Source organism: Burkholderia ubonensis subsp. mesacidophila, from assembly GCF_002097715.1.
Classification (GTDB): domain Bacteria; phylum Pseudomonadota; class Gammaproteobacteria; order Burkholderiales; family Burkholderiaceae; genus Burkholderia; species Burkholderia mesacidophila.
Window position 1 is genome coordinate 956181 of the sequence record NZ_CP020738.1, and the last position, 24775, is coordinate 980955.

Sequence of the window (24775 nt, forward strand, 5' to 3'; positions counted from 1 at the left end):
CCCCGCGTCACGTCCGGCTTGCCGTCAGGCTTCGGCGGGCTGCCCGCGCGGTTCGGCGCCGTCGAACGAATGGCCGCCCGGCGTGTTGTCGGCGAGCCCCTTCGCCAGCTCCAGCGCCTGCCGCTCGAACAGCCGCCGGTAGACGCCGCCGTCGATCCGGATCAGCGCGTCGTGGCTGCCTTCCTCGATCACCTTGCCGCGATCGAGCACGAGCAGCCGGTCGAGCGCGCGCACGGTCGACAGCCGGTGCGCGACGACGAGCGTCGTGCGGCCTTCCATCAGCCGCTCCATCGCCTGCTGGATCAGCACCTCGCTTTCGCTGTCGAGGCTCGACGTCGCTTCGTCGAGGATCAGGATCGGCGCATCCGCGAGGAACGCGCGCGCGATCGCGACGCGCTGCCGCTCGCCGCCCGACAGCTTGATCCCGCGCTCGCCGACCAGCGTGTCGTAGCCGTCCGGCAGCGCCGCGATGAAGTCGTGCGCGCTCGCGAGCCGCGCGGCGCGCTCGATGTCGGCGCGGCTCGCGTCCGGGCGCGCATACGCGATGTTCTCCGCGAGCGTGCGGTGGAACAGCACCGGCTCCTGCTGGACGATCGCGATCTGGCCGCGCAGCGAATCCTGGCGCGCGTGGGCAATGTTCTGGCCATCGATCGTGATGCGGCCCCCCGACACGTCGTACAGGCGCTGGATCAGCTTGATGAACGTCGTCTTGCCCGACCCCGAATGGCCGACCAGGCCGACCCGTTCGCCGGGCGCGATGCGCATCGAGAAGTCGTCGTACAGCGCGACCGGGTGGCTGCCGTAGCGGAACGTCACGTGCTCGAAGCGAATCTCGCCGCGCGTGATCCGGAGCGGCTGCGCGTCCGGCCTGTCGTCGATGCCGAGCGGCTGGCGCTCGAGCGCGACGAGCTCTTCCATGTCGTTCACCGAGCGCTGCAGGTTGCGGATGTGCATGCCGACGTCGCGCAGGTAGCCCTGCAGCATGAAGAACATCGTCAGCGCGAACGCGATGTCGCCGACGCTCGCTGCGCCGCTGGCCCACAGCGTCAGCGCGACGCCGATCATCGCCGCCTGGATCGCGACGAGCATCGCGCCCTGCAGGCCGCCGTTGAGGGTGCCGCGCATCCACGAGCGCCGGGTGCGCTTCTGCCATTTGCCGATTACGCGCGACAGCCGCGCTTCCTCGCGCACTTCCGCGCCGAACGCCTTGACGACCGCGTTGCAGCCGACCGCATCCGCGAGCGCGCCGCCCATGCGCGTATCCCACAGGTTGCCGAGCCGCGCGGCGGGCGCGACGAAGCCGAGCGACATCGCAACCGTCACGGCGATGTACAGCAGCGAGCCGAGACCGACCACGAGCCCCATCGTCGGCCAGTGCGAGCCGAGCAGCGCGGTCGCGCCGACCAGGATCGTCAGCGACGGCAGCAGCGCGATCAGCAGCGTGTCGTTCAGCAGGTCGAGCGCCCACATCCCGCGCGTGATCTTGCGCACCGTCGAGCCGGCGAAGCTGTTCGCGTGCCAGTCGGTCGAGAAGCGCTGCACGCGATGGAACGACGCGGTCGCGATCTCGCCCATCATCTTCAGCGTGAGCGTGATGATGTTCAGGTAGACGCCCTGCCGCAGCAGCGTCGCGCCGATGCCGAGCGCGGCGAGCACGCCGAACGCCGACAGCGCCGCGTGCCAGGCGGCCGTCCGGTCGGTGAGGCCGAGTGCCAGCGCATCGACGAGGCGGCCCGCGAACAGCGGGGTGAGCACGTCGGCGAGCGCGGCGAGCAGCGAGAACGCGACGACGACGGAGATGCGCGCCGGTTGCCGGCGCCAGTAGTGCAACGTGAAGCCGAAGACGGCCTGGAACGCATGGCCGCCCGGTTGGGTGGTTTTTCTGGTCATGTGTCATTGCCCGGCGCATCGCGCGACGGGACTTTCCGGATCAGAGAACGTCGAAAACGCAACAGCCGGACCCGCGTGCGCGACGCGGATCGAAAGGAACGGGCTGTCGGGAAGATGCGCGGGCCGTCAGGCGCCTGCGCGGACGGCTGGCTGGATCAGCTGAGCCGTGAGACCACGTTCGGGAAGGCGGACTGCATTCGGAACATCAGCACCTCCCTGAAGTGAATGGTTGAAAAGGCGTCGAAAAGACGTGGAGCGATTCTATCAGCAGTCGTAAGGCGGTTGCAATGTCTGACGAATGCTGCATTGCCGCGTCGATACGGGCGTCGTGCGCGGGGGCGGTCCCGCTTCCGCCCCGGTTCGGCCGGCCGAACCGGGCCACGGGCCGGTGCGCGTCCGCATCGATTACACTGCGTGGCTGCGCGCCGTGCGAAGGCCGGACCACGGCCCGGCGCGCGCCGGCCCAAGCGGCCATCGCAGATTCACGACACATTCCTGGGGAAACGATGAGCGACGTTCAGCAAGGCATTCTGGCTCCGATCGATGCGGCGGCCCGATACCTCACTTTCACGATTTCCAACAAAGACAACGTCGCGGCGGCGCTCGCCGCGCTGCGCGAGGTCGTCGACGGGCGCGAGACCGTCGTCGGCTTCGGCCACTCGCTCGCGTCGGGCCTGGGTCGCTCGATCGCGGGCCTGACCGCGTTTCCGGCCTTCGCGGTGCAGGACCGGCCGCTGCCGGCGACGCCGGCCGACGTGTGGGTCTGGCTGCGTTCCGACGATCGCGGCGAGATCACGCTGCGCGCGCGGGCGATCGAGCGGCTGCTCGCGCCCGCATTTGCGCTGCAGGACGCGGTCGATGCGTTCCGCTACGCGAACGATCGCGACCTGTCAGGCTACGAGGACGGCACCGAGAACCCGACCGGCGACGACGCGGTTGCGGCGGCGATCGTGTCCGGGCAGGGCGCGGGGCTGGACGGCGCGAGCTTCGTCGCCGTCCAGCAGTGGCTGCACGACTTCGACCGGATGGAGCGTATTGCGTCCGACGACATGGACAACATCATCGGGCGCCGCCAGTCGGACAACGAGGAGCTCGACGACGCGCCGGAATTTGCGCACGTGAAGCGCACCGCGCAGGAGAGCTTCGAGCCGGAAGCGTTCATGCTGCGCCGCTCGGCGCCGTGGTCGGATGCGCGCCGCGCGGGGCTGTACTTCGTCGCGTTCGGCCGTTCGTTCCGCGCGTTCGAGGTGCAGATGCGCCGGATGAGCGGCGCGGACGACGGGATTGTCGACGGACTGTTCCGCTTCACGCGGCCGCTGACCGGCGCGTATTTCTGGTGCCCGCCGATGAAGGACGGCAAGCTGGACCTGTCCGCGCTCGGCCTGTAAGCGCCGCGCGACGCAGTTGACGGGCGGGCCGCGCGCGATGCGCGGCCCGCCCGTTTCATTGGTGCGGCCGGTTGAGCGTCAGCGCAGCGTGGTCTCGATGCGCGTGCCGCGCTTGATGAACAGCGTCACCGGCGTCTTCTCGCAGATCTCGGCGAGACGCTGCCGCTGCGCGTCGTCGAGCGGGCCGTCGATCGTCACGACGCGGCGCACGTACTGCAGCCCCTCGCGGTCGGCATGCAGCTCGGTGCGCACGTCGACGCGCGCGGCCGGCCATGCCTTGCGCTCCATGTACATCCGCAGCGTCGCGGCCGTGCATTGCGCGAGCCCGGCCAGCACGAATTCATACGGGGCTGGCCCGCGGTTGCGGCCGCCTTCGCGTTCCGCTTCGTCGCCGGTCAGCGCATGCGAGCCGGCTTGCAGGTTGACGACGTAATCGGGCGCGTCGGCTTCGAGGACGGCGGCGGCGTGAATCAGCGGCATGGCGGAGCTCCGGTGGCGAGAAACGAAAAGCGGCCGCGCTGCGCGGCGGCCGGAGCCGCCAGCATACCCGTTCACGCGCGCGTCGTGCCGGCGCGCGCGGGGCGCGCCTCCGGGACGCAGCCGCGCACGAGCGCGCTCACGCGTTCGCGGAACCACTGATGCGCGCGGTCCGCATCGCGCGATTCATGCCAGTACGCCAGGATCGGAAACGGCTGCAGCCGCAGCGGCAGCGGCCGGACCGCGATCGGCAGCAGGTCCGTCATGCGCAGTGCGTACGAATGCGGCAGCGTGAGCAGCAGGTCGCCCGCCGCGGCGATCTGGCAGGCCGCGAAGTAGTGCTGGCAAACGAGCTGGATGTGGCGCAGGCGCCCGTCGTTGCCGAGCAGCACGTCGATCGCGGGGGGCTCGCCGTGCGACGACACGGCGACGTGCTGCGCCGCGAAGTAGTCGTTGCGCCGCAGCGGGCCGTTCGCGAGCGGATGATCGCGCCGCATCGCGACGACGAGCGATTCGTCGAGCAGGTATTCGCTCGCGATGCGCGGGCCGGCCGGCAGGCGGCGCTCGACGACGAGATCGAGATCGCCCGCCGCGAGCTCGCGTTCGATATCTCGGATCGGCACGCGCCGGCTCACGAGCCGCAAGCCTGGTGCTTCCTGCGCGAACGCGGCAACGAGCCGCGGCAGCGCGATCGATTCGAGCACGTCGCGCAGGCCGACGACCAAGCTCAGGTCGAGCGTCGCCGGGTCGAACTCGGGCTGCGCGCGCGCCGTGTCCTGCAGCCCTTTCAGGTGACGCTGGACGTCCGCGATGACCGCGCGGGTGCGCTCGGTCGGCACGACGCGGTTGCCCTGGCGGACGAACAGCGGATCGTCGAACTGGGCGCGCAGGCGGTTGAGCGCATGCGTGATCGCGGGTTGCGTCAGGTGCAGCGCGCGGGCCGCGGCGCTGATCCCGCCATGCACGTAGACGGCGTCGAGCACGCGGAACAGGTTGAGATCGAGGCGGTGATCGGCGGGCACGGGGCGCGGAAGTGGTGGATCGCGGAGGTCGATTCTAATGGATGCGCGTCGTGACGCCGCGCGGGCGTTCGACGCGTTCGGCGCGCTCGGTGTGGGCTCGGCGGACAAAAAAAAGCCGACCGGCTGCCGGTCGGCGCAATGGGGCCCGACCGCACGAGGGACGAGCCGGAACCCAGGCCAGATATCCATAGGATATGCAGCCGATCCAGATGGGGCTGGATCGGCGCAGCGAGTATAAAAGCGACGTGCGGGCACGGATATGTCGACGTCCTGTCGCATTCCGACAATGCATGGACGGGATTCCGTGCAATGTGTATTCAAATGACTTTCAATTTTCATGCGACAACGTTTGCGATTGCGTCGTGGGATTAATTGATCAATGGGAATTGATTTAAATGAAGGATGCTTTCGGATGGATTGTGTTTAAGAAATGTTGAGATTGTTAAGTTGAATGGAAGGATTCGTCCTTGCGCCGTGGGGCCTCGGTTGCATCGATATTGGGCAGCGGTGGAACGGGATATTGGATTGCGCCTGCTTCCTGCCCATAGTGGAATGGCGGAATTCAGGTGGTGGGGCGGCTTGTTTCAATCCGCCATAACCCTGTCCGGGTCGGACAGTACTGTCAAGAAACGTACCTCAGAAGATATGATGCGAACGCTTTAGAACAGGTGGCTGTCGCGCGCAAGCTTCGAAAAATACACAAGCGTGTCTGAGAGAGAAGGCAGTAAGAGTCGGGGGCTCGGCAAGTGGAAGCAAATGATCAACGCATAGTCGTCATTTTTTTGAGCGCGGGGTTTTCGATGGCACAGGCCGCGCGCCTGGTCGAGGCCTTCAATCTCGCCAACCGCTTGCAGACCGTCTGCGCGGCGTATCAGCTGAGATTCGTGTCCGCGAGCGGCGGACTGCTCCAGTCGTCATCGGGCGTGCAGGTCGCGACCGATGCGCTGGACGACGATCACGGCAGATACGCCTATGCATTCTTTCACCTGCACGGCGATCACGCGCTCGTCGCGTGGAACGAGGATTTGCTGCGTCGGCTGCGGGACCTTCAGGCGAATGCCCGCTGGGTCGCGGACGGGATGAGGCTCGCGACGATCGCGACGTCGAAGTGGGCGAGCACACGCGAAGACGCCGCGTCGGTCAGCACCGCAAGCCTCGTATCGGCGGCGAAGGACGCCGAGCCGTCGGGGGAAGGGGCGGACGTGTTGTCGGCGGTCATGGACATGTTCCGCCACGATCTCGGCGACGGCGCGGTGGAGGACATCACCCGCCACATCTCGCGGCCGGTCGACGAGCGCTTCGTCCAGTCGATGTGGGCGATCCGGGAACTGAGCGCCAGCCCGTCGATCCGCACGTCGATGCAGCAATTGCGCGCGCAGAGCATCAACCGCATCTCGATCGCGGGCGCCGCGCAGGCGGTGGCCATGAGCGAACGCAATTTCCTGCGGCGTTTCAAGAAGGAAGTCGGCGTGACGCCGACGGAATTCGTCCTGCATGTGCGCCTCGAGCGGGCGTGCCACATGCTCGTGCATACGAGCCTGCCGGCCGACAAGGTCGCCCGGCGCATCGGGCTGGGCAGCGGCGAGCGCATGGCGAAGCTGTTTCGTCAGCGTCTGTCGATGTCGCCGACCGAATACCGTGCCAGCGAGCGCGCGCGGATCTCGCGGGTCGGCATCGCACTGGCGTACACGCCGCAAATGCAGCGGTCCTGCGGGCTGGCGCCCTGAAGGGGGCGAAGCGGTTCGCGGCCTGATCGAGGTCGGGCCGCACGGATTTCACGGCGCTTTCCGCGAGACGGGAAGGAGGTCGAATCATCGCGCCTGACGTTCGCCCCGAGGGGCAGGCGGCGAGGCGCTGGCACCGGGCGGGCCGGCTTTCGTACAATCACGGCGTTCCGGTCTCAGTGACGCTGCGCCATGCCCTTTTTTCCCACCACCGCCACCGCCCCGTTCTGCCCGTCGGAAGTGAAGGGCAGCATCACGATCGACGCCCGCGCGTCCCGCCTGACGAAGCTCAGGCGCTTCTTCGGCCCCGGCCTGCTCGTCGCGATCGGCTACATGGACCCCGGCAACTGGGCCACCGACATCCAGGCCGGTTCGCAGTTTGGCTATTCGCTGCTGTGGGTCGTCGCGTTCTCCAGCCTCGCCGCGATCTTCCTGCAGATGCTCGCCGCGCGCCTCGGGCTCGTCGCCGGCAAGGATCTCGCGCAGGCCAGCTACGACCGCTACGGCCCGTTCGGCCGCGTCGTCCAGTGGGTGACCGCCGAGGTGTCGATCATCGCGTGCGACATCGCCGAGGTGCTCGGCTGCGCGCTCGCGTTCAAGCTGCTGCTCGGCGTGCCGGTCGCATGGGGGATCGTGCTGACCGCGCTCGACACGATGATCGTGCTCGGCCTGCAGGGCAAGGGCTTCCGCCAGATCGAGGCGATCGTGCTCGGGCTGATCGGCACGATGGCGTTCTGCTTCGTCGCGCAGGTCACGATGATGCCGCCCGACTGGCACGCGGTGTTCAGCGGGCTCGTGCCCGGCGATCCGGGCCATGACCGCAAGGACGCGATCGTGCTCGCGCTCGGCATCGTCGGCGCGACGATCATGCCGCACAACCTGTATCTGCATTCGTCGGTCGTGCAGACACGGCGCGTCGTCGGCGGCGCGCGCGGCATGATCCGCGACACGCTCGCGCTCGTGCGCATCGATACCTGCGTGTCGCTGTTCGTCGCGATGCTCGTCAACGCGGCGATCCTGATCCTCGCGGGCGCGGCGTTCCATGCGACGGGCCGCACCGACGTCGCCGACATCGAGCAGGCGTACCGGCTCATCACGCCGATCGTCGGCGGCGCGGCCGCGCTGCTGTTCGGCATCGCGCTCTTCGCGTCCGGGCAAAGCTCGACGCTCACGGGCACGATCGCCGGGCAGGTGATCATGGACGGCTTCCTGCACATGAAGATCCCGTGCTACCAGCGCCGGCTGATCACGCGCGGCCTTGCGCTGATTCCCGCGCTGATCGGCGTGCTGTGGCTCGGCGACGGCTCGGTCGGCCGGCTGCTGATCTGGAGCCAGGTGCTGCTGAGCCTGCAACTGCCGTTCGCGATGTGGCCGCTGATCCGCTCGGTCAGCGATCGCGCGGCGATGGGCGAACACGCGATCGGGCGCGGGATGCAGGTGGCCGCGTGGGCGCTGTTCGCGGTCATCACCGGCACGAACCTGCTGCTGATCACGGGCGTCGCCGGGTGAGCGCGGGCGGGGCGGCCCGGGGGGCACCGCTTCGTCGGTCATGAACATGGCCTATGACTGGCCATAACGAATATTCATTTCATCGATCTGCGGCGTTCGCGTACGCTGGCCGTGCGTTGGCTGCCGGGCGCACGCTGCGCGCGGGCTGCGGCGTCGCCGGATCATTTACGGAGTCGGACAGATGACAGTGATTTCTTCACGCCTCGCAGGCAAGTGCGCGTACATCACCGGCGCGGCGGGCGGCCTCGGCCGCGCGATCGCGCGGCGCATGGTCGAGCAGGGCGCGCGGGTGTTCCTGACGGACGTCGCCGACGCGGCGGTGCTCGACGCGTTCGCGCAGGAACTCAACGCCGGGCATGATGCGCCGGTCGCGTTCGCCGCGACGCAGGACGTGCGCGACGACGCGCGCTGGCAGGCGCTGCTCGCGCAGGCGAACGACGCGATGGGCGGCCTGTCGGTGCTCGTCAACAACGCGGGCGTCGGCTCGATCGGCGCGCTCGACCAGCTCGAGCTGAAGGAGTGGCGGCGCGTGATGGAGATCAACGTCGAGAGCATCGTGCTCGGCTGCAAGTACGCGCTGCCGTATCTGAGCGCGAGCCGGCCCGCGTCGATCATCAACATCTCGTCGGTCGCCGCGTTCAAGGTCGAGCCCGAGTTCACCGCGTACAACGCGTCGAAGGCGGCGGTCGCGAGCCTCACGAAGTCGGTCGCGATCGATTGCGCGCGCAAGGAACTCGACGTGCGCTGCAATTCGATCCATCCGGCGTTCATCCGCACGGGGATCGTCGAGCCGCTGTTCCGCCAGCTCGGCGAGCGCGACGCGACGCGCCGGCTCGCGCGCGGCATTCCGATGCGGCGGCTCGGCGAGCCGGACGACGTCGCGCATGCGGCCGTGTATCTCGCGTCCGACGAGAGCCGCTTCGTGACCGCCGCCGAACTTGTGATCGACGGCGGCATGTGCGCGGTCTGACGCGCGCCATTCGCATGGATTCGCACGGGCGCGCACGCATCGCGCCCGATCTGAACACCCAGGAGGAGAACCTCGTGTCGACGCTCGTCAACCGCCAACTGCTGCTGAAGACGCGTCCGGAAGGGCGCGTCGGCCGCGAACACTTCTCGTTCGTCGACACGCCGGTGCCGGCGCTCGCCGAAGGCGAAGTGCTCGTGCGCGTGCTGTTCCTGTCGATGGACCCGACCAACCGCGTGTGGATGAGCGACGTCCCGCAGTACCTGCCGCCCGTCGCGATCGGCGAGGTGATGCGCGCGCTCGGCATCGGGCGCGTCGTCGCGTCGCGTGCCGCGGCGTTCGCGGAAGGCGATCTCGTGCAAGGGCTCGTCGGCTGGCAGGACTACGCGGTCGTGCCGGCCGCGCAGGCCGCGCAGCTCGTCAAGCTGCCCGCGCAGGCGGGCCTGCCGCTGCCGACGCTGCTCGGCGCGTGCGGGATGAGCGGGCTGACCGCGTACTACGGCCTGACCGAGATCGCGCCGGTGCAGCCGGGCGAGACGCTCGTCGTATCGGCCGCGGCGGGCTCGGTCGGGTCGATCGCCGGGCAGATCGGCAAGATCCACGGCGCGCGCGTGGTCGGGATCGCGGGCGGGCCGGACAAGTGCCGCTACCTGACGGAGACGCTCGGCTTCGACGCTGCGGTCGACTACAAGGCCGACGACTTCCGGCAGCAGCTGAAGGCGGCGACGCCGGACGGCGTGCACGTGAACTTCGAGAACGTCGGCGGCGACGTGATGCGCGCGGTGCTGTCGCGGATGGTGATCGGCGGGCGCATCGCACTGTGCGGCACGATCGCGAATTACAACAGTGGGCGCGCGGCCGACGACGTCAGCGTGCTGATCTCGAAGCGCCTGACGATGCGCGGCTTCCTGATTCTCGACTACCGCAACAGCCGCGAAGCCGTGCAGACGCTCGCCGGCTGGCTGCGCGACGGCCGGCTCAAGGCCGAGGAAACCGTCGCCGACGGTCTCGAAAACGCCCCCGACGTGCTGAATCGCCTGTTCGACGGCGATCATCGGGGCAAACTCGTGCTGCGGGTCGATCCGCACGCGTGAGTCGCATGCGCCGCGGACGGCGCGTGAGCGCGTGCCGCCGCGATGGCGAGATTGTCATAAAACGTCATATTTGGACGTTGTCTGTATTGTCCGATATCGTTTTCGGACTGGTCTGATATGTTGTCCCGACGCTTCTCCCTAAAGTGAATGCCGATATGCAAGGCGGCATGACCCGGGCGTCACGCCGCCGTTTCCGGATGAACGGCACAGGGAGAGGCGACAGATGCAGGCAGCGCGGCGGCGGGAAGCAACGGCAATCACGAACCCAAAGGATGCGGCAACGCGGCACCGCACGCTGTGCATGCTGCTGGCGGGCATGTGCGCCGCGCTGTTCGCATCGGGGGCATGTGCGGCCGGGCAGGTGCGGTTCGCCGGCGCGATCGTCGCGCAATACGACGTCACGCTCGCGGCGCCGTCCGTCGCAATGCGCGAACCGGCAGCCGATGTCGATGCACGAGACGCTTCAGTGGCGGTGACGTTCGATGCGCATGACCGGCGCTTGCCGGGCGCGCGCATCGTGCTGGCCGATGTGCGCGGCGCGCCGTTGATGCAGCAGGAAGTGTCCGGCATTCGCGCGACGTGGCGCGATGCGGCCAGCCGGCGGATCGTGCCGCCGCGTGCCGACGGTGCGTATCGGGTCGGGCCGCATGGCGGAACGATGACGGTCGCGGCGTCGGATGGCGACGCGGCCGGGCCGATCGTGATGAAGATTCTCCATCCGTGACGGGCGGGGCTTACCCGAATTTCTAACCCGGATGTCGATATCGCATTGCGCGGCCGGTCATTCGCAACCGGCCGGCGATAATGGGCTGCAAGCCGCGCTCGCGGGCGCGGCTTGCGTCATTCGCCCTGTTCGGCGCGCGCGAAGATGTCCCAGCTTGCCATGAACAGCGCGGCGATGAGCGGCCCGATCACGAAGCCGTTGATGCCGAACAGCGCCATCCCGCCGAGCGTCGAGAGCAGCACGACCCAGTCGGGCATCTTGGTGTCCTTGCCGACGAGGATCGGCCGCAGCAGGTTGTCGACGAGCCCGATCACGCCGCCGCAGAACGCGACGAGGATCACGCATTTCCAGATCTCGTCGATCATCAGCAAATAGATGGCGGCCGGCACCCAGACAAGGCCCGCGCCGATCGCGGGCAGCAGCGACAGGAACGCCATCAGCGCGCCCCACAGCACGACGCCCTCGATCCCGACCACCCAGAAGATCAGCCCGCCGAGCGCGCCCTGCACGAGCGCGACCGCGATGTTGCCCTTCACGGTCGCGCGCACGACCGTCGTGAACTTCGACAGCAGCAGGTGCTTGTGCTCGTCGTCGAGCGGCAGCGCGCGGCGCACGCGGCGGCCGATCTCGCCGCCGTCGCGCAGCAGGAAGAACACCATGTACATCATCACGCCGAAGCTGATCACGAACTGGAACGTGTTCTGGCCGATGACGAGCGCCTGGGCCGCGACGAACTGGCTGATCTGCGCGGCGCCGTCGGTCAGCTTCTTCTGGATGCCGGGGAGGTTGGTCACGCCGTATTTCGCGAGCAGCCGCTGGATCGACGTCGGCAGCGCATGGATGATGTCCTGGTAGTACTGCGTGTAGTTCGGCTGCGCGGTCTTGATCTCCTGGTAGACGTACGCGATTTCCTGCACGAGCGTCGCGGCGACGAACACGAGCGGCAGGATCACGATCAGGATGATCAGGGACAACGTCAGGAGTGCGGCGAGATTGCGCCGTTTGCCGAAGCGCGCTGCGAGCCAGCGCTGCACCGGCTGGAACAGGATCGCCAGAATGGTGCCCCAGAAGACCGCGCCGAAGAACGGCGTGAGAATCCAGCAGAGTCCGACGGTGACGACGAACAGGAGCAGATAGAAGAATTTTTGGTGGTCGTTTCCGCTAACCATGATGGCAACCGCGTGAGGGTGAAATCTGTCGGCCCGGCGCGTGTCCGGGACGGCCCGAACCGGAGTATGCCCGCAAAGGCGCGGAAGTCATAGTTGCCGCGGACGGCGTGCGCATGGAAACGCCGCGGGCCAGGGCAAGCCCGTTATTAGCGTGAACAGGCCCCAAGCCACGCGGCGTTGGCGGAACGCGGATGCGGCGCCCGGCCGCCCGGCGTCAGAGGTTGAGCTTCGTGACCTTCGTGCCGTTCACCGACAGGTCGCCCATCAGGCCGGCGTTGGTCAGCACCAGCACCTCGACCGGCGCGGTGGCCGTATTGGTGTCGACCGCGCCGTTCGCGCCGACCTTGACGACCGCGACCGACGCGTCGGCGCCTGCCGACCAGCCGTCCGTCTTGCGGAACGAATCGAGCGAGTCCTGCGTCATGAACAGGAACACGATCGCCTTCGACTGCGCGCCGGCCTGCAGGCCGACCGACAGCGACGACGTGTTGTAGTAGCCGATCGTGCTGCCGCCGACGCGCAGCGCGCCGTTGCCGGACTGGCCGCCGACGATGAAGCCCGCCTGCAGCACATTCGGGAACACGAGGACGCCGCGCGATTTCGCGACGAGTTCACGCGAGCCCGGCACCGTCGAATAGAGGCGCGACAGCGTCGCGTTGACGCTCGCGTCGATCGATTCGCGCTTCGACGCGTTCGCCGCCGCGGGCGGGTTCTTGTCGGGGGTGGTGGTGCAGCCGGCGAGGGCGAGACTGCCGAGCATGACGGCGGCAGCGGCTTGCATCGCGAGAGTCTTGCGCATGTGTGTTCTCCTTCGTTGTCGGGTTGAGAGCGGCGTAATGGCCGACCGGGATCAACGACGGGCGAGCAGCAGGCCCGCCACGAATGCGAGGCCCGCGACGACGCCCGCGGTCTGCCACGGGTTGTCGTGCACGACCTGCGACACGCGCTCGGCGGAACCGCGCAGCCGGGCGGCCGCGGAATGCGATGCGACGTCGAGCGTGCTGCGCGCTTCATCGAGACGCGACTGCACGCGCTTGCGCAACGCGGCGATGTCGCCGTCTCCATCGTGCTTCAACAAATCCTCGAGTTCGTCGACGAGTTCGCGCAGGTCGTCCTGCACATCCGCGTGCAGGTTGTGCGCGGCGGAGCGGGTGCTGCGTCCCACGCGGCGGCCGGTGCGGCGGATGTCGGACAGGCCGCGGTCAAGCTTGTGTTCGATCGAGTCGGTGAGCGCCATGATGTTCATCCTCCTTGAACCAAGCAGATTTGAAGACAGGAAAAATCGCTGCAGCCTGTGTGATTCGCCCGATGCGGGGGAGTTTCGTCAGATGCTTTCGGTTTCGTCGGCGCACGGTGCGCGAAGCCCCGCCAGGCATGGCGCGACAGCAGGAGAATTTTTTTCGCCTGCGACGCCGGCGTGGCGTGAATGACGCGTGCCCGATGCGGGCGGATTCGCTATTCAGGTAAAAGTGACGGAATTTGTAAGGTGTGCAGGTAAATTCCGCTTGCGGTCGGCGTGTCGCGATCCTCGAGCGCGAGATCGATCACGAGCGGATCGTGGTCCGACGAACGGTAGGGATCGGGCGCGTAGTAGCGCGATTGCTGCTCGCGCGTCTTGAACCCCGGCGTGTATTGCAGCGCGACCGGTTCGTCGGCGTTGATGTGCCATGCGTGCACGGCCTTCACGCGCGCGGCGAGCGTCGACGTCGCGAGCGCGTGGTCGAGGTAGCCCGCTTCGCCGCCGAACACGTAGCTGTACGCGTCGTCGCCGAGAAAACGCGCGACCAGGTTCGCATAGCCGCGCGCTTCGAGCGCACGGATCGGATCTTCCTTCGCGTAGCTGTTGAGGTCGCCGATCAGCAGCACGCCTTCCGCGGTCACGCCGGTGGGATTGCCCGCGAGCCAGCCGGCGATGCGTTCGGCCGCGCGCGTGCGCGTCGCGTTCCAGCAGCCCTGGCCGTCGGCCTGATCGAGATCGGCGCCCGCTGCGTTCGGGCAGTTCTTCGATTTCAGGTGATTGACCGCGACCGTGACGGCGCGCGCGCCGCCGATGCGCGCGAAGGTCTGCACGAGCGGCGGGCGGTTCAGGTTGCCGATCTCGAGCGTCGCCGCGCGCCCGGCCGGTTCGACCGTGCGGCTGTCGTAGAGCAGCGCGACCGCGATCGCGTCGCTGCCGAGGCGTGCGGCGCCCGGCGCGACCACGCGCCAGCCGTCGCCGAGCTTCGCAGCCAGGCGGCGCACCGCGCTGGCGTCGCCGTAGCCGTTGTTCGCGAGCTCCATCAGGCCGATCACGTCCGCGCGCAGCGCCCGCAGCGTCGCGACGATCTTCGCTTCCTGCCGCGCGAATTCGGCCGGGGTCTTCGCGCCGCGATTGGCGGGCGCGTCGAAGCCGCCGCCGCGGCCGTCGCCGTTGAAGTAATTGAACACGTTGAACGACGCGACCCGTACGTCGGCGTCCGGATGCCGCGCGGGTGCGCCGGTGCGCGGATTCGCGGCGCGCTCGAATACCGGTGCGGCCGCGCCCGGCACCGGCTGCAGCCGCCACGTGTCGTAGCGCCGCTCGAGCACGCCTTCGACGCCGCGCACCGTGTAGCCGGCGCGCAGCGTGTTCGCGGCGCTCAGCGCGGGCGGCGGGTAGCGCACGGTCGCGGGATTCTGCTTGTTCGAGCCGTCGTCGAGGACGATGCGGTTGCGCGCGTTCGCGTCCGCCTGCGCGCCGGCCCGGGCCGGCGCGACGAGATGCGTCGGCGTGCGCAGCCGGCCGTTGCTGAGCACGATGCTGCCGTAGCGGCCCAGTTCGTAGGTATCGCTGACCGTCAGCGTCTGCGGCAGCCGCACGAGCATGCCCTCGTGGGCGGCGAACACGGACGCGGCGTCGACCGGCAGCGTGAGCGTCGCCGGCGTGACCGTCCGCCCGCGCGCGCAGACGGCGATTCCGCCCGACAGCGTGAGCTGCGTCTGGCCGTATTTCTCCTCGATCCTGCCGGTCGCGTGCACGACGTCGCCGGCCGTTGCGCGCGCCTTTGGCGCATAGACGAACAGGCCTTCCGACACGCCCGGCCGGCGCCGGCGCTCGGCGTCCGCCTGCTGGACGAAGAACCCGCCGAACCCGTCGGCGCCGCCGAAGTCTGCGGTGACGACGGCTTCGATCGACGTCGTCTGCCCGGCCAGCGGTGACGGGCCGGGGCCGCCCCGGATCGCGGCGATGGGCGTCGTCGCGCCGCCGCAGCCGGCGCTGACGGGCGGCGCGGCCGCGAGCGCCGGGGCGGACGTGACGAGTGAAGCGGCAAGGACGAACGACGGCAATGAACGATGCATGGCGTGACTCGGCTGAAAAAATCGGAAAGCCAGGGGCGCATGGTGACAGGAAGTTGTAATGAAGTGGCCGGAATAGGCCGTTCGGACAGGTGTCGGGCGGTGACCGTCCGGCGGAGAATGGCGCAATGCTGTCGCGTGACGGCGTTCGGGCGTCCGCGCCGGGCGGGATCGAATGGACCGCCGGGCGTCGCCGGCCCAGAATAGCGGGCCAACGTTGAAGCGGACCATCCGGCGGGCTCCGCGCCTGCCGCCACACCGCCGGACTTGCCAGAGGAGAATTTCATGGCGTACATGCTGTTGATTGTCGAACCGACCGGCCAGCGCGCCGGGCGCACGCTTGCGCAAGGGCAGTCCCTCTATGCGCGGATGCAGGATTTCGCCAGGGGCCTGAAGGCGCGCGGCGTGCTGCGCGCGGTCGAGTCCCTCGAAACGTCGGAGCGCGGCACGCGCGTGCAGGTGCGCGACGGCGAGACGCGCCTGATCGACGGGCCGTTCGCCGAGGCGAAGGAGATGGTCGGCGGCTTCTTTCTCGTCGACGTCGACACGCACGCGGAAGCGGTCGAGATCGCGCGCCAGTGCCCCGCCGCGCAATGGTGCACGGTCGAGGTCCGTGCGGTCGGCCCGTGTTTCCTCTGAGTCCGGGCGAGTCGCCCGAAACCGGGTGTTTACCCTGATTCGTCGTGCCGCGCGTCGATCCGCGTGCGACTCGCGCGTCGTTCGGATAGGGCGCCGACGAGCGGCGTCTCGGACTAGCGAAACAAGGAGCAGACGATGCGATACATGATCATGGTGCGGGCGAATGCCGTCAGCGAATCCGGTGCGTTGCCGGACGACCGGCTGGTCGAGGCGATGACGGTCTATCACGAGGAGCTGGCGAAGGCCGGCGTGCTGCTCGACGCGACGGGCCTGCACCCGAGCTCGAAGGGCTGGCGCGTGCGCTACGTGGGCGGCAAGGGGACGGTGATCGACGGCCCGTTCGCCGAGACCAAGGAGCTGATCGCGGGCTACACGCTGATCCAGGTGCGCTCGCGCGACGAGGCGCTCGAATGGACGCGCCGCTTCCCGGCGCCATTCGGCGCGGAACTGGACTGCGAGATCGAGGTGCGCCAGCTGATGGAACTGGACGATCTCACACCGAGCGACGCGGTCGAGCGGTTCCGCGAGCTTCAGGCCGCTCGCGGCTTCGGTCATTGAGCGCAATGTCACGAGGAGCGCAAGCAATGCACAAGCAGATCTTCATCAACCTGCCGGTGGCCGACCTGCCGCGCGCACAGGCGTTCTATGCGGCGCTCGGCTTCGAGCCGGTGCCGGCATACACCAACGACCAGGCCGCCTGCATCCGGATCAGCGACGCGATCTTCGCGATGCTGCTCGTCAGGCCGTTCTTCCAGACCTTCACCGACAAGACCATCGTCGATCCGGCCACCCACGTGCAGGCGCTGCCGTGCCTGTCGTGCGAGAGCCGTGCCGAGGTCGACGCGGTCGTCGCGAAGGCGCGCGCGGCGGGCGGCGCGACGCCGCGTCCGCCGCTGGAGTATCCGGGCATGTACGGCCACGCGTTCGCCGATCCGGACGGCCACGTGTGGGAACTGATGCATGTCGCGCAGGACGCGTCCGCGCAGGGGCCGGCGTCGTGACGCAGGCGGCCACGCACCGCGCGATCGAGGCCGTCTGGCGGATCGAGGCGCCGAAGATCATCGCGCGGGCCGCGCGCGTGGTGCGCGACGTGGGCGTCGCGGAGGAACTGGCTCAGGACACGCTCGTCGCGGCGCTCGAGCACTGGCCCGTCGACGGCGTGCCGGACAACCCGGCCGCCTGGCTGATGACGGCCGTGAAGCGCCGCGCGCTCGACCGGGTCCGCCAGGAATCGCTGCACGCGGCGAAGCGCGACCAGCTCGGCCGCGAGTTCGACGCGCTCGGCGTGCACGTGGTGCCCGACATCGCGGAGGCGCTCGCCGATGCGCAGGCCGACGACATCGGCGACGACCTGCTGCGGCTGATCTTCACCGCGTGCCATCCGGTGCTGTCGACCGACGCGCGCGTCGCGTTGACGCTGCGGCTGCTCGGCGGGCTGACGACGGACGAGATCGCGCGCGCGTTCCTCGCGCCGGAGCCGACGATCGCGCAGCGGATCGTGCGCGCGAAGCGCACGCTCGCGGCGGCGCACGTGCCGTTCGAGGTGCCGGCGGCCGACGCGCGGCCGGCGCGGCTCGCGTCGGTGCTCGAGGTGATCTACCTGATCTTCAACGAAGGCTATGCGGCGACCGCCGGCGACGACTGGATGCGTCCCGCGCTGTGCGACGAAGCGCTGCGACTGGGCCGCGTGCTCGCGGGGCTCGCGCCGGACGAGAGCGAGGTGTTCGGCCTCGTCGCGCTGATGGAGCTGCAGGCGTCGCGCACGCGTGTGCGCACCGACGCGCAGGGCCGCCCGGTGCTGCTGCTCGAGCAGGATCGCAGCCGCTGGGATCCGCTGCTGATCCGGCGCGGCCTCGCGGCGCTCGAACGCGCGACGAAGCTCGGTGGCGTGCGCGGGCCGTATGCGCTGCAGGCGGCGCTGGCGGCCTGTCATGCCCGGGCGCGGCAGGCATCGGAAACCGACTGGGCGCAGATCGTCGCGCTGTACGACGCGCTCGCGGAGGTCGCGCCGTCGCCCGTCGTCGAACTGAATCGCGCAGTGGCGGTGGGCATGGCGTTCGGGCCGGCCGCGGGGCTCGAGCTCGTCGACGCGCTGTGCGATGCCCCGGCGCTCGCGCGCTATCACTGGCTGCCGAGCGTGCGCGGCGACCTGCTCGCGAAGCTCGGGCGCGCCGACGAGGCGAAGGCCGAATTCCGCCGCGCGGCGGAGCTGACCCGCAACGCGCGCGAACGCGAATTGCTGCTGAAGCGCGCGGCCGATGCGTGAATTGAAGTGCGCGCCGTCGCGGCGCGCCGCCGGGCGAAATGCTGACTAGCCCGAGCGGGCCGGGTGAGATGACGATTGCGGTGAGCAATTCGCCACGCCATATGCAACATGAAGCCGGCAAGGGTCGGCCATTCAGACATATTCCGTCATTCGGGCAATTCATCGCATCGCTCGATGCGTGTTGCTGTTCGGTCGTGTCTCCAGGGGAGCGGCAGCGTGCCACGTCACGCGGGGCAGCACGGTGCGCGGTGAGTCGATGCGAAGGAGTCGAGTCATCTCGATAAGATGGGCCGATATTTTGATGAGTTTAATGAAAAATCCCAATTTACCGATTAAAAATAATGAGACGAGTACGAATTTAATGTCGGAATGTTGTTTTTAATTGAAATTCGATAATTGGATTTCGCATAATCAGCGCTTGATTGACGTGTCGCGAGATTGGTGGAATCTAAGTGTTAAGTATATTTAACAAAAAAGATGATGGGCTGATCAGGGTCGCCAATATGCACCGCGTGGCCCTGTTCGACGGTCACGCGCATCGCACGCGTCGTCGCGCGGACTGGTGCGATTCGATCGCGCCAGTCGCTTTGCGGGTTTTATCGTGCGGCCGGTGAACGCCGGGCGCTTGCTGTGCGCCGCGAATCTGCTGACGTTCGCCGTTGCCGCAGTCGCACAGGCACCCCAGTCCGGCGCACAGCCGCAGAGTGCGCAGCGTCATCAGGCCCAGCAACTCGACGAGCTCAGGCAGCAGGTGCTCGACCAGCCGGACGTGCTGTCCGCGAAACCGTCGAGCGAATCAGGCGCGTTGCGCTTTCCTGCGGAAACGCCGTGTTTCGATATTCACGAAATCGAATGGCGCGGCGCCGACGCATTCCCGTGGCTGCGTAATGCCGTGCCGCTCGAACACGCATGCATCGGACAGAACGGATTGAGCTTGCTGCGCGAATGGGTCGGGCAGCATCTCGTCGCGCGCGGCTTTATCACGTCGCTCGTGAGCATTCCGCCGCAGGATCTGTCGACCGGACGCCTGATCATCGACGTGCTGCCCGGCCGCATCGGCGCGATCGACGATGCGCGCGGCGGGATCGGCTGGACGCCCATCGTGTTTCCGCGCGGCGCGCAGGCATTGCTGAACGTGCGCGATCTCGATCAGGCGCTCGAGAACGTGCGCCGCCTGCCCGGTCAGTCGGCCGCCGCGTTCGACTTGGTTCCGGGCGCGTCGCTTGGCGACACCGACATCGTCGTTCGGCATCCGGACGATGCGCGCCGCGTCCGCTTCGTCGCGACCGCCGACAACGGCGGGCTCGATGCCACCGGCCGCAACCAGCTCGGCGCGATCGTCGCGATCGATTCGCCGCTGGGGCTCTACGATCAACTGATCGTCACCTACAACACCGACGCCGCGCTGCGCAACAAGTCGCTCGGCTCGCAAGCGAAAAGCGCGGCATGGAACGTGCCGGTCGGATATGCGTCGTTCTCGCTCGGCATCAGCGAGTGGACGAGCCGGCAGACGCTCGCGCCCGAGCTGCCAGGCGAGGTCATGCCGCCGCTCGGCCAGCGGACCCGCCGCTACGAAGCCGGCGTGAGCTACGTGCCGTATCGCTCAGGTCACGGCAAGACGACGCTGCGCTTCAGGCTCGCTCGCCGCGAGGACCGTTCGTGGTTCGGTCCCGTCGAGCTCGACGTGTTCCGCCACGACATCGTCAGTTATGAAGTGGGCGCATCGCATCGCGAGAAGCTCGCGCGTGCGACGGTCGACGCGAGCATCGGCATGCGCGCGAGCCTTGCCGGGCTGAGCGCCTTCCCCGGGCGCGTCAACGGCCGGCCTGAATGGGACGGCCGCTATCGCGTGTACAGCGCGACGCTCGGCGCCGATGCGCCGTTCCGGATCGGCGCGCGTGCGTTCGGCTATCGCGGATTGCTCCAGCTTCAGTACGCGCCCGGTGCGCTGCCATCGACCGAATACCTGCAGATCGGCGGCCGCTACACGGTGCGCGGCTTCGACGGCAATCAGACGCTCGCCGGCGACAGCGGCTGGTTCTGGCGCAACGAACTGGCGACGCCGTTGTTCAGCTCGCACGAGGCCTATGTCGCTCTCGACGCCGGCGCGGTCACGGGCGCGGGCTCGCGCGAAGGCGCGGGCCGGGACGGGCGCACGTTGATTGGCGCCGCGCTCGGCGTGCGCGGCGGCTACCGGATGATCGGCTACGACGTCGCGCTCGGCGTGCCGCTTCGCAAGCCCGGGGCGCTGCAGACCGCGCGACCCACGCTCGACGTATCGCTCACTGCGCGTTTCTGATCGTTGCGGGCGCGCCCGCGCCCGCCGTACGTCACGGGGGGAGTAGCCATGTAAGCACGCACGCTCGTTCGTCATCGGCGCGGCTTGTGCCACGCCGCTTCATTCATTTTCTGGAAACCGAAAAGACCATGAAACATCAACAACAATATCCGCGCCATCGCGCGGCGACGCCGTTCGCGCGCACCGCGCTCGCCGCGGCGCTGACGGTCGTGATGCCGATCCTTGCGATGCAGACCGCTTCCGCGCAACCGGCGCTCGTTGCGGATCCGTCCGCGGCCAACCGCCCCGGTCTCGGCGTCGCGTCGAACGGCACGCCGATCGTCGACATCAACGCACCGAATGCCGCCGGCATTTCGACCAACCGCTTCCTCGACTACAACGTCGGCTCGAACGGCCTCGTGCTGAACAACAGCGTGGGCCGCACGAACACGCAACTGGCAGGCAGCATCGACGGCAACGCGCAACTCGGCGGCCGTTCGGCGCAGGTGATCCTGAACCAGGTGACGGGCGGCAACGCGTCGGTGCTGGCAGGCGCGACCGAAGTCGCAGGGCAAAACGCGCGAGTGATCGTCGCGAACCCGAACGGGATCAGCGTGAACGGCGCGAGCTTCATCAACGCGAACCGTGCGTCGCTTGTCGCGGGAACGGTCGAGTTTGATCAAAACGGCGGCATCACGCAGTTCCGGACCGAAAACGGACACATCGCAATCGACGGAGATGGCCTCGACGCGAGCAGTCAGGACCGGCTGGATCTCGTATCGCGCACTCTCAAGGTGAACGCGGCCGTGCAGGCGAAGAAGCTGTTCGTGGTCGCGCAAAAGGGCGCGGCAGCGATCGAGTATCCTAGCCTGGAGATAGTCAAGGGATCGCCGGATAGCGGGGCGGTCGATGTCGCGATCGATGTGTCGAAGCTTGGCAGCATGCATGCGGAATCGATTACGATGCATGGCGCATCCACTGGCGTTGGCGTGAACGTTGATGGCAAGATTGAAGCGCTGACAGGTAAGATCACGCTGATGTCGGATGGCAAGATCCAGGTGTCGGCGGACGGCAACCTCACGGCGGCCGGCGAATTGAGTGCCTTCGATAAGCTGGAGAACGCCGGCACGATCACCGGCAGCAAGTTGACTTTGCTCAAGGGCGTCGCGAACACGGGCACCTTGCGCGCGGACGGCAAAGTCCTTGCCTTGGCTGATGTGGACAACAGCGGATCGATTTACGGCCGTAACGGCGTCGAGATTCTGGGTAACCTCCATCAAGAAGCACCAGGGGTCGTAGGGGCCAACGGTAAGGTGTCGGTGTTGGGGAAGACGACCGGCTCCGGAACGATCGACGAAAACATGACGAAGCCGCCGGTCGCAGAGACGAAGCCGCCGGTGAATCCGGACCCGCCGGTCGCAGAGACGAAGCCGCCGGTGAACCCGGAGCCGCCGGTAGCAGAAACGAAGCCGCCGGTGAACCCGGAGCTGCCGGTCGCGGAAACGAAGCCGCCGGTGAACCCGGAACCGCCGGTTGCTGAGACGAAGCCGCCGGTGAACCCGGAGCCGCCGGTCGCGGAAACGAAGCCGCCGGTGAACCCGGAGCCGCCGGTCGCAGAAACGAAGCCGCCGGTGAACCCGGAGCCGCCGGTTGCTGAGACGAAGCCGCCGGTGAACCCGGAGCCGCCGGTCGCGGAAACGAAGCCGCCGGTGAACCCGGAACCGCCGGTTGCTGAGACGAAGCCGCCGGTGAGCCCGGAGCCGCCGGTCGCGGAAACGAAGCCGCCGGTGAACCCGGAGCCGCCGGTCGCGGAAACGAAGCCGCCGGTGAACCCGGAGCCGCCGGTCGCGGAAACGAAGCCGCCGGTGAACCCGGAACCCCCGGTTGCTGAGACGAAGCCGCCGGTGAATCCGGAGCCGCCGGTTGCCGAAACGAACCCGAAACTCGTCGTGGATCCTTCCGAGGCCAACCGCCCTGGTCTTGACGTCGCATCGAACGGCACACCGATCGTCGACATCAACGCACCGAATTTCGCCGGCATTTCGACCAACCGCTTCCTCGACTACAACGTCGGCTCGAGCGGCCTCGTGCTGAACAACAGCGTGGGCCGCACGAACACTCAACTGGCGGGCAGCATCGACGGCAACGCGCGGCTCGGCGGCCGTTCGGCACAGGTGATCCTGAACCAGGTGACGGGCGGCAACGCGTCGGTGCTGGCAGGCGCGACCGAAGTCGCGGGACGGAATGCGCGTGTGATCGTCGCGAACCCGAACGGGATCAGCGTGAATGGTGCCAGCTTCATCAACGCGAACCGCGTGTCGCTCGTCGCGGGCACGACGGAGTTCGACGCGTTGGGCCGTGTCGCACGGTTCCGGACCGAGAACGGCCGCATCGCGATCGACGGCGACGGGCTCGACGCGCGCGACGCGAACCAGCTCGATCTCGTGTCGCGCAGCTTGAATGTCGATGCGGCTGCGCGCGCGAAGAAGCTGGTGGCGATCGCTCATCAGGGGACGGCGGCGATCGAGCAGTCGAACCTGCAGACGCGCTCCGGCCCGGCAAGCGGCACGGCGCCGGACGTGGCGATCGATGTGTCCGGATCGGGCGGCCTGCATGCGGATGCGATCACGCTGGTCGGCGCATCGGCGAAAACCGGCGTCAGGGTCGCCGGCACGGTCGACGCGTCGGCCGGCAACGTGTCGCTCGCATCGAGCGGCAAGGCGAGGATCGAGTCGGGCGGGCGGCTGCAAGCGGAGACGCTGTCGATTCCGAGCGCGCTCGACAATCACGGCACGGTCAGTGGTGGCACCGTCAGCGTGACCGGTCACCTCGACAACGCCGGTTCCGTTCGGGGGCGCAGCGTCAGGATCGCTGGCAATGCGGCCAATGCCGGCACGCTGCACAGCGACGGCACGCTCGAAATCGGAGGCCGCCTGACCAACGACGGTGCCGACAGCGTCGTCAGCGGGCGTGACATTCAGGTCATGGGTAACGTCGTCAACAACGGGGCGGTGAGCGGCGCCGGGTCACTGAAGCTCATGGGCGCGCTGACCAACGACGGCACGATCGAGGGCGGCGACGTTCGGGTCATGGGCAGTACGACCAACACCGGCACGCTGCGCGCGGAGAAGTTGCTCTCCGCGATGGGCAACGTGACCAACGACGGCACGATCGAGGGCGGCGACGTTCGAGTCATGGGCAAGACGGCCAACACCGGCACGCTGCGCGCGGAGAAGCTGCTCTCCGCGATGGGCAACGTGACCAACGACGGCACGATCGAGGGCGGCAACGTTCGGGTCATGGGCAGTACGACCAACACCGGCGCGCTGCGCGCAGAGAAGTCGGTCTTCGCGATGGGCAACGTGACCAACAACGGCGCGTTGCACGGCGGCGATTCGGTCTTCGTGATGGGCCGCCTGTACAACGGGTTGTCCGGTGTCGCGAGCAGCTACGGCAACGTGTCGGCCTTGGGGCGCGTGTCGGGGCCGGGTCGTACCGTCAGCTACATGGTGCGTCCGTTGCTTGCCGGCGACGTCCGGTAAACGTCGTTTGCCCGGCTCGCACAGGGCCGGGCAAACGGGGCGTCGCGCAGCCGGCGACGCCTTCTGAAACATGAATCGCGCCGGAGCATGATTGCATTGCTCCGGCGCGATTCGCTATCGGCGGCACATCGTGTCGCGCGCACATTCGCACGATCGTTCGTGCCGCATATCGGGCGATCGCTATCGGCTGCATTGAAAAAGCCAATTGGGGGATGCTCCCCCGAGCGCCTAGATTACACAACACGATGCCGGCGGCAGGTAGCGCGCTGCGCGCATCGTTCCCCACAATCGATCATCCGGTCCGACGCACGCTGCGCGGGCGCAATGCACGGAGGCGCAGATGGCTCAACTCAAGGGCAGCAAAACCGAAGAGAACCTGAAGTATGCGTTTGCGGGCGAATCGCAGGCGAACCGCCGCTACCTGTATTTCGCGTCGAAGGCGGACGTCGAAGGGCAGAACGACATCGCCGCGCTGTTTCGCTCGACCGCCGAAGGCGAGACGGGCCACGCGCACGGCCACCTCGAGTATCTCGAAGCGGTCGGCGATCCGGCGACCGGCCTGCCGTTCGGTTCCTCGCGGCTGAACCTGCAATCCGCGATTGCCGGCGAGACGCACGAGTACACCGACATGTATCCGGGCATGGCGAAGACCGCCCGCGAAGAAGGCTTCGACGAAATCGCGAACTGGTTCGAGACGCTCGCGAAGGCCGAGCGCAGCCACGCCAACCGCTACACGAAGGCGCTCGACGCGCTCGTCGACTGACCCGCGCG

21 protein-coding genes are annotated in these 24775 nt (G+C 68.0%); 14 read left to right on the top strand and 7 right to left on the bottom strand.

The window, feature by feature from the left end; all coding sequences use genetic code 11:
• Positions 1-24: 24 nt before the first annotated feature.
• A complete protein-coding gene (locus B7P44_RS21875; RefSeq protein ID WP_084908102.1) occupies positions 25-1890 on the bottom strand; it encodes an ABC transporter ATP-binding protein in 1866 nt (621 codons plus the stop codon).
• A 506-nt stretch (positions 1891-2396) separates the two neighbouring features.
• On the opposite strand from B7P44_RS21875, the gene B7P44_RS21885 reads away from it, so the two are divergent.
• Positions 2397-3278, top strand: a complete 882-nt coding sequence (locus tag B7P44_RS21885; RefSeq protein ID WP_084908103.1) for a Dyp-type peroxidase — start codon at positions 2397-2399, stop codon at positions 3276-3278.
• Positions 3279-3356: 78 nt separating this feature from the next.
• On the opposite strand, the gene B7P44_RS21890 is transcribed toward B7P44_RS21885, so the two are convergent.
• Both B7P44_RS21890 and B7P44_RS21895 read right to left on the bottom strand, forming a co-directional pair.
• A complete protein-coding gene (locus B7P44_RS21890; protein ID WP_084908104.1) occupies positions 3357-3758 on the bottom strand; it encodes an OsmC family protein in 402 nt (133 codons plus the stop codon).
• 71 nt (positions 3759-3829) lie between these two features.
• Positions 3830-4777: a LysR family transcriptional regulator gene (locus tag B7P44_RS21895; RefSeq protein ID WP_084908105.1), complete on the bottom strand. Its 948-nt coding sequence runs from the start codon at positions 4775-4777 to the stop codon at positions 3830-3832.
• A gap of 800 nt (positions 4778-5577) precedes the next feature.
• On the opposite strand from B7P44_RS21895, the gene B7P44_RS21900 reads away from it, so the two are divergent.
• The 5 genes from B7P44_RS21900 to B7P44_RS21920 all read left to right on the top strand — a co-directional run bounded on the left by B7P44_RS21900 (position 5578) and on the right by B7P44_RS21920 (position 10795).
• A complete protein-coding gene (locus B7P44_RS21900; RefSeq protein WP_084908106.1) occupies positions 5578-6504 on the top strand; it encodes a helix-turn-helix domain-containing protein in 927 nt (308 codons plus the stop codon).
• 189 nt (positions 6505-6693) lie between these two features.
• Complete coding sequence (locus B7P44_RS21905) at positions 6694-8010, top strand: Nramp family divalent metal transporter (RefSeq protein ID WP_084908107.1); 1317 nt, start codon at positions 6694-6696, stop codon at positions 8008-8010.
• 181 nt (positions 8011-8191) lie between these two features.
• Positions 8192-8980 (top strand): SDR family oxidoreductase, encoded by a 789-nt coding sequence (locus B7P44_RS21910; protein ID WP_084908108.1) that lies wholly within the window; start codon positions 8192-8194, stop codon positions 8978-8980.
• A gap of 74 nt (positions 8981-9054) precedes the next feature.
• Positions 9055-10071 carry an NADP-dependent oxidoreductase gene (locus B7P44_RS21915; RefSeq protein ID WP_084909958.1) on the top strand — a complete coding sequence of 339 codons (1017 nt, stop codon included), beginning with the start codon at positions 9055-9057 and terminating at the stop codon, positions 10069-10071.
• Between the two features lie 223 nt (positions 10072-10294).
• Entirely contained in the window at positions 10295-10795 is a 501-nt protein-coding gene (locus B7P44_RS21920) for a hypothetical protein (protein ID WP_084908109.1), read from the top strand.
• A 116-nt stretch (positions 10796-10911) separates the two neighbouring features.
• On the opposite strand, the gene B7P44_RS21925 is transcribed toward B7P44_RS21920, so the two are convergent.
• From B7P44_RS21925 to B7P44_RS21935, 3 genes are all read right to left on the bottom strand, one after another.
• Entirely contained in the window at positions 10912-11964 is a 1053-nt protein-coding gene (locus B7P44_RS21925) for an AI-2E family transporter (protein ID WP_084908110.1), read from the bottom strand.
• A 214-nt stretch (positions 11965-12178) separates the two neighbouring features.
• A complete protein-coding gene (locus B7P44_RS21930) occupies positions 12179-12763 on the bottom strand; it encodes a BPSL1445 family SYLF domain-containing lipoprotein (protein WP_084908111.1) in 585 nt (194 codons plus the stop codon).
• A 51-nt stretch (positions 12764-12814) separates the two neighbouring features.
• Positions 12815-13201, bottom strand: a complete 387-nt coding sequence (locus B7P44_RS21935; protein ID WP_084909959.1) for an ElaB/YgaM/YqjD family protein — start codon at positions 13199-13201, stop codon at positions 12815-12817.
• Between B7P44_RS21935 and B7P44_RS36560 the strand changes: the two genes are divergently transcribed.
• Positions 13200-13394 (top strand): hypothetical protein, encoded by a 195-nt coding sequence (locus tag B7P44_RS36560; protein WP_133117877.1) that lies wholly within the window; start codon positions 13200-13202, stop codon positions 13392-13394. The genes B7P44_RS21935 and B7P44_RS36560 overlap by 2 nt on opposite strands.
• A 25-nt stretch (positions 13395-13419) precedes the next feature.
• Here B7P44_RS36560 and B7P44_RS21940 read toward each other — a convergent pair whose 3' ends face one another.
• On the bottom strand, positions 13420-15282 hold the full coding sequence (locus tag B7P44_RS21940; protein WP_084908112.1) for an ExeM/NucH family extracellular endonuclease: 1863 nt from the start codon (positions 15280-15282) through the stop codon (positions 13420-13422).
• A 282-nt stretch (positions 15283-15564) separates the two neighbouring features.
• On the opposite strand from B7P44_RS21940, the gene B7P44_RS21945 reads away from it, so the two are divergent.
• The 7 genes from B7P44_RS21945 (at position 15565) to B7P44_RS21975 (ending at position 24767) form a co-directional block, all read left to right on the top strand.
• Positions 15565-15918, top strand: coding sequence for a YciI family protein (locus tag B7P44_RS21945; protein ID WP_084908113.1), 354 nt, complete (start codon positions 15565-15567; stop codon positions 15916-15918).
• A 135-nt stretch (positions 15919-16053) separates the two neighbouring features.
• Positions 16054-16476 carry a YciI family protein gene (locus B7P44_RS21950; RefSeq protein WP_084908114.1) on the top strand — a complete coding sequence of 141 codons (423 nt, stop codon included), beginning with the start codon at positions 16054-16056 and terminating at the stop codon, positions 16474-16476.
• A gap of 26 nt (positions 16477-16502) precedes the next feature.
• The gene (locus tag B7P44_RS21955; RefSeq protein WP_084908115.1) at positions 16503-16919 is read left to right on the top strand and encodes a VOC family protein; all 417 of its coding nucleotides are present in this window, start codon (positions 16503-16505) and stop codon (positions 16917-16919) included.
• On the top strand, positions 16916-18184 hold the full coding sequence (locus B7P44_RS21960; protein ID WP_084908116.1) for an RNA polymerase sigma factor: 1269 nt from the start codon (positions 16916-16918) through the stop codon (positions 18182-18184). Before B7P44_RS21955 ends, B7P44_RS21960 begins: the two co-directional genes overlap by 4 nt.
• Before the next feature lie 610 nt (positions 18185-18794).
• Positions 18795-20483, top strand: a complete 1689-nt coding sequence (locus tag B7P44_RS21965) for a ShlB/FhaC/HecB family hemolysin secretion/activation protein (RefSeq protein ID WP_231716810.1) — start codon at positions 18795-18797, stop codon at positions 20481-20483.
• A gap of 128 nt (positions 20484-20611) precedes the next feature.
• A complete protein-coding gene (locus tag B7P44_RS36565) occupies positions 20612-24004 on the top strand; it encodes a two-partner secretion domain-containing protein (protein WP_084908118.1) in 3393 nt (1130 codons plus the stop codon).
• A gap of 340 nt (positions 24005-24344) precedes the next feature.
• Positions 24345-24767, top strand: a complete 423-nt coding sequence (locus B7P44_RS21975) for a rubrerythrin family protein (RefSeq protein WP_010089086.1) — start codon at positions 24345-24347, stop codon at positions 24765-24767.
• Positions 24768-24775: the final 8 nt, after the last annotated feature.